This window comes from Pseudomonas oryzihabitans (assembly GCF_007665395.1).
Lineage (GTDB): Bacteria > Pseudomonadota > Gammaproteobacteria > Pseudomonadales > Pseudomonadaceae > Chryseomonas > Chryseomonas psychrotolerans_C.
The window spans coordinates 15,646-27,791 of record NZ_VDND01000006.1; the positions used below are offsets into that span (position 1 = coordinate 15,646).

A 12,146-nucleotide genomic window follows, 5' to 3' on the forward strand; every position below is an offset into this window, starting at 1 on the left:
GCCCCACCCGGCGACTCGCTCCTCTCAGGCAGGACTGACAGCATGATCAACAAAGACGGTCACACGCAGCACATCTCCCAGCAATACAACGTCGAACTGGAAGAGGTCCGCAGCCACCTGCTGGCCATGGGCGGCCTGGTGGAAAAGCAGGTCAGCGACGCCGTGCGCGCGGTGATCGACGCCGACGCCGGCCTGGCGCGCCAGGTGCGCACCATCGACGACCAGATCGACATCATGGAGCGCGGCATCGACGAGGAATGCCTGCGCATCCTCGCCCGCCGCCAGCCGGCGGCATCCGACCTGCGGCTGATCATCAGCATCTCCAAGTCGGTGATCGACCTGGAGCGCATCGGCGACGAAGCCTCCAAGATCGCCCGCCGCGCCATCGAGCTGACCGAGGACGGCGAGGCCCCGCGCGGCTACGTCGAGGTGCGCCACATCGGCGAGCAGGTGCGCAAGATGGTCCACCAGGCGCTGGACGCCTTCGCCCGCTTCGACGCCGAGCTGGCCCTCTCGGTGGCCCAGTACGACAAGCTGATCGACCGCGAATACAAGTCCGCCCTGCGCGAGCTGGCCACCTACATGATGGAAGACCCGCGCTCCATCTCCCGGGTGCTGAGCATCATCTGGGTGCTGCGTTCCCTGGAGCGGGTCGGCGACCATGCGCGCAACATCGCCGAACTGGTGATCTACCTGGTGCAGGGCACCGACGTGCGCCACATGGGCCTCAAGCGCATGGCCGAAGAGGTCAACCGGTCGCGCGAATGACCCGTCCGGTCGCTCCCCGGGTGGCGTCCCGGAGCCGCCTGCTATGCTGCAAGACTTGGCATGGAGTGACCGATGAGCAAGTTGAACGTACTGGTGGTGGACGACGCGCCCTTCATCCGCGATCTGATCAAGAAAGGCCTGCGCAACCTGTTTCCCGGGCTGGTGGTGGACGAGGCGGCCGATGGTCGCCGCGCCCAGACGATGCTCGGCAAGCAGCGCTTCGACCTCATCCTCTGTGACTGGGAGATGCCCGGCATGACCGGCCTGGAACTGCTGTCCTGGTTCCGCGCCCAGCCGGCCCACCAGGGCGTGCCCTTCATCATGGTCACCAGCCGCGGCGACAAGGAAAACGTCGTCCAGGCGATCCAGGCCGGCGTCTCCGACTACATGGGCAAGCCGTTCTCCAACGAGCAGTTGGCCGCCAAGGTGAAGAAGGCGCTGCAGCGTACCGGCAAGCTGGCCGAACTGCAGGCCGGCGCCCAGCCCCGTCCGGCGACCGGCTTCGCCAACGATTCCCTGGGCGCCCTGACCGGCAACCGCGCCGACGTGGTCCAGCCGGCTGCCGCCGCGCCGGTCGCGACCCCGGCGGCCTCTTCCAGCGCCGCCCTGCTGACCGGCTCGGCACCACCGCCCAGCCCCTCCCGCGGCAAGGCCGCTGCCGCCAACTTCGGCCAGGGCCAGCTGCGCCTGCCCAATGCCAGCATGGCCTGCCTGATCAAGGCCATCAGCATCAAGGAGGCCCTGCTGGTGGTCCGCCGGGGCGATCCGCTGCCGCAGATCCTGGAAACGGCCGTGCTCGACCTGGAGCAGGGCGAAGACGGCAGCGACGTGGCGCGCCTCAACGGCTACCTGCATTCGCTCAGCGCAGTGGAAGCGACGCCGGCGAGCGAGTGGGTGCAGGTCAACTTCCGCTTCATCGACCGTGACCCGGCCAAGCTCGACTACCTGTCGCGGCTGATCGCCAAGGGCACCGCCCAGCGGCACTACGTGCCGGGCGCCTGAGGAACGGCGGCCATGCAGGGGCTGGCACGGAGACTGCTTCGCTGCGCCTTACCGCGGATTCCTGACGCCCTGCCCATGCCCTTCGTCCGTCACCTGCTGCTGCTCTCGCTCGCCCTGGCTGGCCCCGCCGGCGCGGCGCCCATCTACAAGTACGTGGATGCCAACGGCGTGGTCACCTACACCGACAAGGCGCAGAAGGGCGCCAAGGTGCTGACCTTCAGCGACGATCCCATCGAGCGGCTGGACCAGCGGGTCAAGCTGCAGCCGCGCCACTACGCCGGCGGCACGGTGCTGGAGGTGCGCAACGACAGCTTCCTGCCGGTGACCGTCACCCTGCGCCTGTCCGCCCTGCAGAACGTCAGCGGCGTGGGCGAGGCGCCCATCCGCAAGGTGCTGCCGGCCCGCAGCCTGACGCGCCTGGCGACCCTGATCGCGCCCGATCCGGGCCGGCCGCAGCGCTATACCCCCCAGCTCACCACCCTGATGGGCAGTGCCACCCCGGTCTTCGCCTCCGGTTTCGCCTATCCGCTGCCCTGGCTGGGTGGTCCCTTCAACGTCAGCCAGGGCGCCGGCGGTGGCTTCAGCCACAACACCCCGAAGAGCCGCTATGCGGTGGACATCGCCATGCCCGAGGGCACGCCCATCGTGGTCTCCCGCGCGGGCCAGGTGGTGGAGGTGGAGAACGCCCAGGACGGCCGCGGCAACCACCCCTCCGGCAACTTCGTGCGCATCCTCCACGACGACGGCACCATGAGCGTCTACCTGCACCTGCAGCGGGGCTCGATCAAGGTCGCCGAAGGCCAGTGGGTACGCCCCGGCCAGGCCCTGGCGTCCTCGGGCAACACCGGCCGCAGCACCGGGCCGCACCTGCACTTCGTGGTCCAGCGCAACACTGGCGAGGCCGTCGAGTCCATTCCCTTCCGTTTTGCCCAGGCGGTGGACAGCCTGCCGAACTTCGCCGTCGGCGGACCTTGAGCGCCTGTTCAAAGGCTGCTGCGCGTCGGCCAAACGGCGTTGAAAGGCCCCTGGAAGGCCAGCCCCTTTACCATCTGCAAACTCGCGCGCGAGCCGGTCGAGCGCGAGGCCGATCCGCTTCCTCAGGGCTTTTCGTGGGGCCGCTTAGGCCTTGTTTGGCTCTAGCTCGCGCGCCTTTGAGCAGGCTCTTACCCTTGCCTGTTTCAGCCCTGGGCGTCGAGGTACTCGCTGGGCGACACCCCCAGCACCCGGCGAAACATCCGGGTGAAGGCCGAGGGCGAGGCGTAGCCCAGGTCCAGGGCCACCCGGGTGACCGGTTCGCCGGCGGCCAGCCGCGGCAGGGCTAGCATCAGCCGGGTGTGCTGGCGCCAGGTGGAAAAGCTGGTGCCGGTCTCCTTGAGAAACAGCCGGGCCAGGCTGCGCGAGCAGAGGTGCAGCTGCTGCGCCCAGGTCGCCAGCGCCGTGTCGTCGGCCGGATCGGCGTGCAAGCTGGTCTGGATGGCGCGCAGGCGGCGGTCGGCCAGCGCCGGCAGGTGCAGGGCGGTCTCTTCGAGAAACACCAGTTCCGCCAGCATCAGCGCCCGCACGTGGCCGCCCAGCTCAGCCGCGCCGTAGGAGGCGCCGCCGCGCCGCAGACAGCGCAGCAACTCGCGCAGCAGCGGCGAGATGAGCACCATGCTGGTGGCCGCCTGGGGACAGGGCAGGTCGCTCGGCAAGTCGATGATCACCACCTGCAGGGTGGCCTCGCCGTTGGCCCGCGCCTGGTGCTCGATGCGCGGCGGAATCCAGATCGCCTGCTTGGGCGGCACGTACCAGACGCCTTCCTGGGTGGTGACCTCCAGCACGCCGTTGACCGTGTACATCAGGTGCGCCTGGTCATGCACATGCGGCGGCCACACCTGGCCGTGGGCGAAGGTGTCGAGCTGGGACACCAGCGGCCCGGCGGGCGGGACGGGCGCATCCGCGACCACGCTCCGCGACGGGTCTATTGTCTGTTCCTGCATAACGGCTGTCCGTTTCGGTTGGGCAGGGTCAAGGTGCTAGCGCCTAACCTGCAGCACTATGGCCGGAGCATCGGGCGCGCCCAGGAGTGATCCTTCTAAGCGCCGAACACCTGCCTCTTGCGCGAGTGTCGCACAGAACACCTGCCGCTTGGCTGACCCGCCTGAACCGTCAGGCTTGAATTTGAACTACCGTCCGATCGGTGGCAGCGTGGTACAGGGATTTGAGTACCACGCCTTTTTATTCGCACGACGCTTTGCCAGCGGCTTCACAAAGCCGCGGTTTGGGCATCGCTCCCCGCGTGTGGCTTTGCTAGTTTCGGTCCTTGCCCATCATGGTGGCCCTATGCCATGGACCGACGCCTGACCGCCCTGACCGCCCTGATCTCCTGCCTGACCCTGACCCTGACCCTGACCCTCGCCCTGGCCGTGCCTCTCGCCCTGCCTGCGGCCGAGGCTGCGACCCTGACCAAGACCTCCGCCCAGAGCCCGGCCCGCAAGGGGCAGGTCAAGCTCAAGGTGCGTAATGCCAGCGAAGGCCGGGTCTTCGAGGTACGCAACGATTTCGACGTGCCCGTGCGGGTCGAGCTGCGCCTGCAGCGTACCGTGAACGTGGCCGGTGCCGACCGGCCGATCCGCCAAATGGTGGCGCCACGCTCCACCGTGCAGCTGGCGGTGATCCGCAAGCGCCAGCAGGGCTTCCCCATGCACTTCGACCAGGCGTTCAGCTACAGCCCGCAGTTGCCGGCTGGCCCCCTGCCGCCGTTGGCCGACAGCGTGGCGGACGGTGCCAGCGGCGGTATCGGCTACGGCTATGCCTGGCCTTGGCGCCAGGGGATGTACTACGTGACCCAGGGCGCGGGCGGTGATTTCAGCCACAACACGCCCAAGGGCCGCTATGCGGTGGACATCGCCATGCCCGAGGGCACCCCGATCAGCGCCGCGCGGGCCGGTACCGTGGTCGATGTGGAAAACGGCCAGTTCGGCCATGGTCCCAATCCTTCCGGCAACTTCGTGCGCATCGCCCACGAGGACGGCAGCCAGAGCGCCTACCTGCACCTGCGCCGCGGCTCGGTCAAGGTGCGCCCCGGCGAGCGCGTTGAGGTCGGTACCCCGCTGGCAGAATCGGGCAATACCGGGCGCAGTACCGGACCGCACCTGCACTTCGTGGTGCAGGCCCACGAGGGGGGCGAAATGGTGTCCATTCCCTTCCGCTTCGCCCGCCCGCTGGCGGCACTGCCCAACATGGCGCTGCGCGACCGCTGAGTCCTGAGCTGAGCGCTTTTCCCCCCTTGGTGTCGCCGCCTGTCCGGCCGGCGACCGCACGCATCTGCTCGGTCAGAAAGCCATTGCCAGGGGTGGGGCGGGTGGCGTTATGCTATCACCTGTCTTCTCGTCTAGCCCGCTGGTTCCTCAGCTGCTTACCCTCTCTCCAGGCCGTGGATGCCGTCCCATGAATGGACTCTTAGCCGCCTTGCGCGCCTGTGGGCGTAACCGGCTGTTCTGCCTGCTGGTAGTGCTGCTGGTCGCCCTCGACTGCCGGGCGCAGGCGCTGCGGCTCGAGGATCCGGCGCACCTCTACGATCCGCGGCCAGTCCTGGAAATCCTCAAGGCGCCAGCCAGCCTGAGCTTCGCCGAGGCCGCGGCCCGGCCCAGCGATACGGAGCAGGGGTGGCACACCCCCGGCGTCCTGGAAACGCTGCTCCACGATGGACGCCAGGGGCTCTGGCTGCGTTTTCGCATCCAGGGTCGCGGCGACCAGGCCTGGTGGCTGATTCCCCGCTGGCCGGTGCTGGACCGCCTCGACCTGCGCACGCGCAGCGCCGACGGCACCTGGGGGGCCCTGCAGCAGAGCGGCCTGGCACTGCCGGTGGCACAGCGGGCACTGCCCGGGCGCCAGCTGATGTTCGCCCTGGCACCCGCCGCCGGAGCGGTGGAGGAGGTCTACCTGCGGCTGGATTCCCGCGAGAGCTTCGTGCTGCCCCTGCGGCTGATGACGCCCGCCACCTACCTGGTCCAGGCACAGCGGGATGCCTGGCTGATCGGCGGCTTCTTCGGCTGCCTGTTCACCATCCTGCTGCTGACCCTGAGCCTGTGGAGCTTCGGCCGGCGCGCGGGCTTCGGCTGGTATGCCCTCTATCTGCTGAGCGTCATCGGCTACCAGGCGGTGACCACCGGCTATGGGGGCTGGCTGCTCTGGCCGGACAGTCCGGCCTTCGCCCTGCGCGCCCACCTGGCCTTCGTCGCGCTGTGCTTCCTCAGCGCGGGGCTGTTCGTCCGTTACCTGATGAGCCTCTGCCGCAGCGAGCCCTGGATCGACCTCGGCAATCGCCTGTTGATCGGCTACTGGAGCCTGAACCTGGTCATCGCCCTGGCCTGGCCGCAGTTGCTCAGCTTCCAGGGGCTGCTCGGCATGATGGCCCTGAGTTGCCTGATCCTGCTGGGTACCACCACCCATTTGGCGCTGCGCGGCAGCCGCATGGCCCGGTGGTTCAGCGTGGCCTGGGGCCTGCTGCTGCTGGGCAGCCTGGTGCAGTTGCTGGCGATCATCGGCTGGCTGTCCCCGCGGACCCCGGCCTTCCACGGCCAGATGCTCGGTTTCGCCCTGGGCTTCCTGATGCTTTCCTTCGGCCTCACCGAAGGCCTCAGCCGACAGCGACGCGAACGGATCGCGGCGCAGCGCCAGGCCCTGGAAGCCTCCACCGCCCTGGCGCGGGAGCGGGAAGCCTCCTTCGTCGAGCTGGAACTGCGGGTGGCGCTGCGCACCGTCGAGCTGCAGCAGGCCAAGGCCGCCCTGGAGCGCCTGAACCGCGAGCTGCTGCACCAGAGCCAGACCGATCCCCTGACCGGCCTCAGCAATCGCCGGCACTTCGAGCGCGTTTTCCAGCAGGAGATCCGCCGCGCCACCCGGGCGGAGGTGCCGCTGGCGGTGCTGCTGGTGGACGTCGATCACTTCAAGACAGTCAACGACACCCATGGCCATACCCTGGGCGACGAGTGCCTGAGGTGCGTGGCCGAGTTGCTGCGGCGGCATGCCCAGCGGGCGGGGGAGGTGGCGGCGCGCTATGGCGGCGAGGAGTTCGTCATCGCCCTGCCGGGCAGCGACCTGCTGGCGGCCCAGGCGCTGGCGGAGCGGATCCGCCTCGAGGTAGTCGAGCTGGAGTTGCAGAGCGAACAGGGGCTGCTGCGGCCGACCGTCAGCATCGGCGTGGCGGTGGCCGTGCCGAGCAACCTCGAGCATGGCCTGGGCCTGCTGGAGGACGCCGACCGGGCGCTCTACGCGGCCAAGCGCGCCGGGCGCAACCGGGTCTGCCTGAGCGATGGCCTGCCAGGGCTGTGGAGCGGCCGCGGCTGAGGCCGCGCCCGGTCAGCGCTCTTCCGGCTGGCGCCGGCGGGCGTCCCTGGGGTCCAGCTTGATGACCTTGGCCAGCACGATCTTCGGGCCCTTCATCTTCTTGACGATGATGCGCAGGCCCTCGGCCTCCAGCACCGTCTCCTCTTCGGGCACGCGCTTCAGGCTGTCGTAGATCAGGCCGGCGAGGGTTTCCGCCTCGACATGGTCCAGGTCGATGCCCAGCAGTCGCTCGACCTTGAACAGCGGGGTGTCGCCGCGCACCAGCAGCTTGCCCGGCTGGTAGGCGACCACGCCGCGCTCGGTCTTGCGGTGTTCGTCCTGGATGTCGCCCACCAGCACCTCGAGCACGTCCTCCATGGTCAGGAAGCCGATCACCTTGTGGTCGGCTTCCTCCACCAGCACGAAGTGCGCGCCGCCACGGCGGAACTGCTCCAGCAGCTCGGACAGCGGCATGTGCTTGGTCACCCGCTCCAGCGGATGCACCAGATCGTCGAGGTCGAAGGAGGCGGCTTCGCTGTCCAGGCCGGCGATCGCCAGGAGCAGGTCCTTGATGTGCAGCACGCCGGTGAAGGTCTCGCTGTCTTCGTCGTAGACCGGGTAGCGGCTGTACTTGGAGCGGCGGATCTGGGTGAGGATCTCGTCCAGGCTGGCCTTGCTGTCCAGGTAGATGAGGTCTTCGCGGGAATTGGCCCAGTCCACCACCTCCAGTTCGCCCAGCTCCACCGCCGAGGCCAGTACCCGGCTGTCCGGATCGGTGGCGCGGTTGGAGTGCAGGATCAGCTTGAGTTCGTCGCGGCTGTAGTGGTGCTCGTGGTGGGCGCCCGGCTCGCCCTGGCCGGCGATGCGCAGGATGCCGTTGGCGCTGGCGTTGAGCAGCCAGATGGCCGGGTACATCAGCCAGTAGAAGAGGTACAGCGGCACCGCCGTCCACAGCGACAGTAGGTCGGGCTTGCGGATGGCCCAGGACTTGGGCGCCAGCTCGCCGACCACGATGTGCAGGTAGGAGATGATGAAGAAGGCGGTGAAGAAGGCGATGCCGTGGATCACCTCGGGGCTGCTGACGCCGACGGCGGTGAGCAGGGGTTCGAGCAGTTCGGCGAAGGCTGGCTCACCGACCCAGCCCAGGCCCAGGGAGGCGAGGGTGATGCCGAGCTGGCAGGCGGACAGGTAGGCGTCGAGTTGGTGGTGCACCTTCTTGAGGATGCGCCCGCGCCAGCCGTGCTTCTTGGCGATGGCCTCCACGCGGGTGGCGCGCAGCTTGACCATGGCGAACTCGGCGGCGACGAAGAAGCCGTTGAGCAGCACGAGGAAGAAAGCGAAGAACACGAGGCCGAGATCGGCGATCAACGTCGAGGAAAAACTGGTGGAAGGGTCCATTAGGGCCGGGAACTGGAAAAAGGTCGCCTAAGCATGGGGGCGGGGCAGGGCAGTTGCAAGATGTTGCGTCCGCCAGCGGGGCAGGTCGTCGGACCTGCGGTCCGTCGGGCGCTCTGGGCCGGGCCGCCGCGGCGGCGACTGTTCATCTAGGTCCAGCCCTCCAGACGCATGGTCGCCCGCACCAGGCGCTGCTCCTCCTGCTCGATCTCGCGCAGGCTGTCGCGAACGCTGTGGATGTGCTCGCGGGCGGCGGCGTGGGCCTCGTCGGGCAGGCGCTGGCTCACCGCCGCATAGAGCCGGGCGTGCTGGGCATCGATCTGCTGGCGCTGTGGCGGGCGGTGGTAGAGGTTGGCGATGCAGGCGAACACCGACCCCAGCAACAGCTCGTTGAGCGACTGCAGGGTGTGCACCAGCACCGGGTTGTGCGAGGCCTCGCTGATCGCCAGGTGGAAGGCGTGGTCGAGGCGGGCGTGGGCCTCGGCGGAGAGGGTGGCCAGGTCCTGGGCAGCGGCGCAGAGCTCCTCGTAGCGCCGGCCGATCAGCACCAGGTCGGCGGTGGTGGCGCGCAAGGCGGCCAGGCGCGCGGCCTCGCCTTCCAGCAGGGCGCGCACTTCCAGCAGGTCGTAGAGGGTGCGTGGCTGGCTGCTGAACAGGTGCAGCAGGGGATTCTCCGCCGCCGGTGCGGCCAGGCGCGCGACGAAGCTGCCCTGGCCGTGGCGCGTCTCGATGATGCCGCGGGCGCGCAGCAGGCCCAGGCCTTCGCGCAGGGCGGTGCGGGAGACGCCGAGCTTGTCGCACAGGCGCCGCTCGGAGGGCAGCGGCTGGCCGACCTTGAGTACCCCGTCCACCACCAGGCGTTCGATCTGCTGGCTGACGTTCTCGGCGACGGGAAGGCGGGTGGCGGCGACGGACATGTGGGGTTCCTGCTGGTATGACCACGAGGCTTCAGGCTAGTGAGCCACTGGCTGGAGAGGCCGTCAAGTCTCGTGGATCAGCCTAGTCCTTTGGTCGAAGAGGCTGCAAAAACTGGTATGACCAGTGCCCTGGGCGATGGACGCCTCGGCAGCAGTCGGGGTACAACCGAGTCTCTTCAGCCAGAACAACAACAATGGCGGTTACCTGATGAGCCTGGTCTACGATGAACGTCTCGACGGCGCCTTGCCCCGCCCGGACAAGGCGCAGCTGTTGCAGCGGCTGCGCGCCGAACTGCCCGAGCATTGCCTGCTGCACGCCCGGGAAGACCTCAAGCCCTACGAATGCGATGGCCTGGCGGCCTATCGCACCACGCCGCTGCTGGTGGTCCTGCCGGAGACGGTGGGCCAGGTGCAGGCGACCCTGCGCCTCTGCCATGAGCTGAAGGTGCCGCTGGTGGCCCGTGGTGCCGGTACCGGGCTGTCCGGTGGCGCCCTGCCGCTGGAGCAGGGCGTGCTGCTGGTGATGGCGCGCTTCAACCGTATCCTTGAGGTGGACCCCGATGGTCGCCGTGCGCGGGTGCAGCCCGGGGTGCGCAACCTGGCCATCTCCCAGGCCGCGGCGCCCCATGACCTCTATTACGCCCCCGATCCTTCCTCGCAGATCGCCTGTTCCATCGGCGGCAACGTGGCCGAGAACGCCGGCGGCGTGCACTGCCTGAAATACGGCCTGACCGTGCACAACGTGCTGGCGGTGGAGATCGTCACCCTGGAAGGCGAACGCCTGACCCTGGGCAGCGCCGCCCTGGACAGCCCCGGCTTCGACCTGCTGGCGCTGTTCACCGGCTCCGAAGGGCTGCTCGGGGTGGTGGTGGAGGTGACCGTCAAGCTGCTGCCCAAGCCGCCCTGCGCCCGGGTGGTCATGGCCAGCTTCGCCGACATCGAACGGGCGGGCGCCGCGGTGGCCGACATCATCGCCGCCGGCATCATCCCCGGCGGCCTGGAGATGATGGACAACCTGACCCTGAGAGCCGCCGAGGACTTCATCCACGCCGGCTACCCGGTGGACGCTGCCGCCATCCTGCTCTGCGAACTGGACGGGGTGGAAGCCGACGTGGCCGCCGACATCGAGCGGGTCAGCGCCCTGCTGGCCGCGGCGGGTGCCACCGAGATCCGCCTGGCGCGCGACGAGGCCGAGCGGCAGAAATTCTGGGCCGGGCGCAAGAACGCCTTTCCCGCCGTGGGGCGGTTGTCGCCCGACTATTACTGCATGGACGGCACCATTCCACGCCGCGCCCTGCCCGAGGTGCTGCGCGGCATCGAGGCCTTGTCGGCGGAATACGGCCTGGCGGTGGGTAACGTCTTCCATGCCGGCGACGGCAATCTGCACCCGCTGATCCTCTTCGATGCCAATAGACCCGGCGAGCTGGAACAGGCCGAAGCCCTGGGTGGGCGCATCCTCGATCTCTGCGTGGCGGTGGGCGGCACCATCACCGGCGAACATGGCGTGGGCCGCGAGAAGATCAATGCCATGTGCACCCAGTTCCAGCCGGGCGAGTTGACCTTCTTCCATGCGGTGAAGGCCGCCTTCGACGCCCCCGGGCTGCTCAATCCCGGCAAGAACGTGCCGACCCTGCACCGCTGCGCCGAATTCGGCGGCCTGCACGTGCACCACGGCCAGTTGCCCCACCCCGAACTGGAGCGCTTCTGATGGATAATCTGAATCTGCTCCTCGACCAGGTCCGCGAGGCCCTGGTCCGCCAGCAGCCGCTGCGCATCCATGGCGGCGACACCAAGGCCCACCTGGGGCGTCCGGTAGCCGGTGAGCCGCTGGACGTCAGCGGCCACCGCGGTCTGGTGCATTACGATCCCACCGAACTGGTGGCCACGGTGCGCACCGGCACGCCGCTGGCCGAACTCAACGCCGCCCTGGCCGAGCAGGGGCAGATGCTGCCCTGCGAACCGCCCCGGCTGGGGGCGGGCGCCACCGTTGGCGGCACCCTGGCCTGTGGCCTCTCCGGGCCGCGGCGCCCCTGGGCCGGCAGCCTGCGCGATTTCGTCCTGGGCACCCGCTTGATCACCGGCACCGGCGAGCACCTGAGATTCGGCGGCGAGGTGATGAAGAATGTCGCCGGCTACGATGTTTCCCGCTTGTTGGCCGGCAGCCAGGGTTGCCTGGGGGTGATCACCGAGGTGTCCTTCAAGGTGCTGCCCAGGCCGCGCTGCACCCAGAGCCTGAGCCTGGAACTGGACGCCGAGCGCGCCCTGCAACGCCTGGCCGTCTGGGGCCGCGAAGCCCTGCCGATCTCCGCCGCCTGCCATGACGGACAGCACCTGCACCTGCGCCTGGAAGGCGGTGAGGGCTCGGTGCGCTCGGCCGTCGATCGCCTGGGTGGTGACGCCCTGGCCGAGTCCTTCTGGGACGACCTCAACGAACAGCGCCTGGCCTTCTTTGACGGGCCCGCGCCGCTGTGGCGGCTGTCGGTGCCGGTCAACACCCCCTTGCTCGACCTGCCCGGCACCCGCCTGCTGGATTGGGGTGGCGCCCAGTACTGGCTCAAGAGCGACGCCCCGGCCACCGTGCTGCGCGAGCTCGCCGAACGGGCCGGTGGCCATGCGCTCTGCTATGCCCCAGACACCGAGCGCGAGGCCCAGCATCCGCTGCCGGCCGCGCTGCTGGACTACCACCGCCGCCTCAAGGCGCGCCTGGACCCCCAGGGGATCTTCAATCCGGGTCGGCTCTACGCCGGGCTGTAA

Annotated in this window: 10 protein-coding genes; 7 read left to right on the plus strand and 3 right to left on the minus strand. The window is 69.0% G+C overall.

The window, feature by feature from the left end:
* Positions 1 to 42 precede the first annotated feature (42 nt).
* The 3 genes from phoU to FSV73_RS13800 all read left to right on the plus strand — a co-directional run bounded on the left by phoU (position 43) and on the right by FSV73_RS13800 (position 2,745).
* Positions 43 to 768, plus strand: coding sequence for a phosphate signaling complex protein PhoU (phoU, locus tag FSV73_RS13790; protein ID WP_145008430.1), 726 nt, complete (start codon positions 43 to 45; stop codon positions 766 to 768).
* Positions 769 to 840: 72 nt separating this feature from the next.
* Positions 841 to 1,770: a response regulator gene (locus tag FSV73_RS13795; RefSeq protein WP_145008431.1), complete on the plus strand. Its 930-nt coding sequence runs from the start codon at positions 841 to 843 to the stop codon at positions 1,768 to 1,770.
* Between the two features lie 75 nt (positions 1,771 to 1,845).
* Entirely contained in the window at positions 1,846 to 2,745 is a 900-nt protein-coding gene (locus tag FSV73_RS13800) for a peptidoglycan DD-metalloendopeptidase family protein (RefSeq protein ID WP_145008432.1), read from the plus strand.
* Between the two features lie 203 nt (positions 2,746 to 2,948).
* On the opposite strand, the gene FSV73_RS13805 is transcribed toward FSV73_RS13800, so the two are convergent.
* Complete coding sequence (locus FSV73_RS13805) at positions 2,949 to 3,749, minus strand: AraC family transcriptional regulator (protein ID WP_145008433.1); 801 nt, start codon at positions 3,747 to 3,749, stop codon at positions 2,949 to 2,951.
* Positions 3,750 to 4,097: 348 nt separating this feature from the next.
* On the opposite strand from FSV73_RS13805, the gene FSV73_RS13810 reads away from it, so the two are divergent.
* The gene (locus FSV73_RS13810) at positions 4,098 to 5,012 is read left to right on the plus strand and encodes a M23 family metallopeptidase (RefSeq protein WP_145008434.1); all 915 of its coding nucleotides are present in this window, start codon (positions 4,098 to 4,100) and stop codon (positions 5,010 to 5,012) included.
* 187 nt (positions 5,013 to 5,199) lie between these two features.
* Positions 5,200 to 7,101, plus strand: a complete 1,902-nt coding sequence (locus tag FSV73_RS13815) for a sensor domain-containing diguanylate cyclase (protein ID WP_145008435.1) — start codon at positions 5,200 to 5,202, stop codon at positions 7,099 to 7,101.
* A gap of 12 nt (positions 7,102 to 7,113) precedes the next feature.
* Here the strand turns inward: FSV73_RS13815 and FSV73_RS13820 are convergent, their stop codons facing one another.
* Entirely contained in the window at positions 7,114 to 8,478 is a 1,365-nt protein-coding gene (locus FSV73_RS13820; RefSeq protein ID WP_145008436.1) for a hemolysin family protein, read from the minus strand.
* Positions 8,479 to 8,624: 146 nt separating this feature from the next.
* Positions 8,625 to 9,392 (minus strand): transcriptional regulator GlcC, encoded by a 768-nt coding sequence (gene glcC, locus FSV73_RS13825; protein WP_145008437.1) that lies wholly within the window; start codon positions 9,390 to 9,392, stop codon positions 8,625 to 8,627.
* A gap of 208 nt (positions 9,393 to 9,600) precedes the next feature.
* Between glcC and glcD the strand changes: the two genes are divergently transcribed.
* On the plus strand, positions 9,601 to 11,100 hold the full coding sequence (glcD, locus tag FSV73_RS13830) for a glycolate oxidase subunit GlcD (RefSeq protein WP_145008685.1): 1,500 nt from the start codon (positions 9,601 to 9,603) through the stop codon (positions 11,098 to 11,100).
* Positions 11,100 to 12,146 (plus strand): glycolate oxidase subunit GlcE, encoded by a 1,047-nt coding sequence (gene glcE / locus FSV73_RS13835; protein ID WP_145008438.1) that lies wholly within the window; start codon positions 11,100 to 11,102, stop codon positions 12,144 to 12,146. The genes glcD and glcE overlap by 1 nt, the downstream gene beginning before the upstream one ends.

Excerpts from the sequence above, each read along its gene's own strand:
- phoU (WP_145008430.1), top strand. The coding sequence starts at position 43 with ATGATCAACAAAGACGGTCACACGCAGCACATCTCCCAGCAATACAAC.
- FSV73_RS13795 (WP_145008431.1), top strand. The coding sequence starts at position 841 with ATGAGCAAGTTGAACGTACTGGTGGTGGACGACGCGCCCTTCATCCGC.
- FSV73_RS13800 (WP_145008432.1), top strand. The coding sequence starts at position 1,846 with ATGCCCTTCGTCCGTCACCTGCTGCTGCTCTCGCTCGCCCTGGCTGGC.
- FSV73_RS13805 (WP_145008433.1), bottom strand. The coding sequence starts at position 3,749 with ATGCAGGAACAGACAATAGACCCGTCGCGGAGCGTGGTCGCGGATGCG.
- FSV73_RS13810 (WP_145008434.1), top strand. The coding sequence starts at position 4,098 with ATGGACCGACGCCTGACCGCCCTGACCGCCCTGATCTCCTGCCTGACC.
- FSV73_RS13815 (WP_145008435.1), top strand. The coding sequence starts at position 5,200 with ATGAATGGACTCTTAGCCGCCTTGCGCGCCTGTGGGCGTAACCGGCTG.
- FSV73_RS13820 (WP_145008436.1), bottom strand. The coding sequence starts at position 8,478 with ATGGACCCTTCCACCAGTTTTTCCTCGACGTTGATCGCCGATCTCGGC.
- glcC (WP_145008437.1), bottom strand. The coding sequence starts at position 9,392 with ATGTCCGTCGCCGCCACCCGCCTTCCCGTCGCCGAGAACGTCAGCCAG.
- glcD (WP_145008685.1), top strand. The coding sequence starts at position 9,601 with ATGAGCCTGGTCTACGATGAACGTCTCGACGGCGCCTTGCCCCGCCCG.
- glcE (WP_145008438.1), top strand. The coding sequence starts at position 11,100 with ATGGATAATCTGAATCTGCTCCTCGACCAGGTCCGCGAGGCCCTGGTC.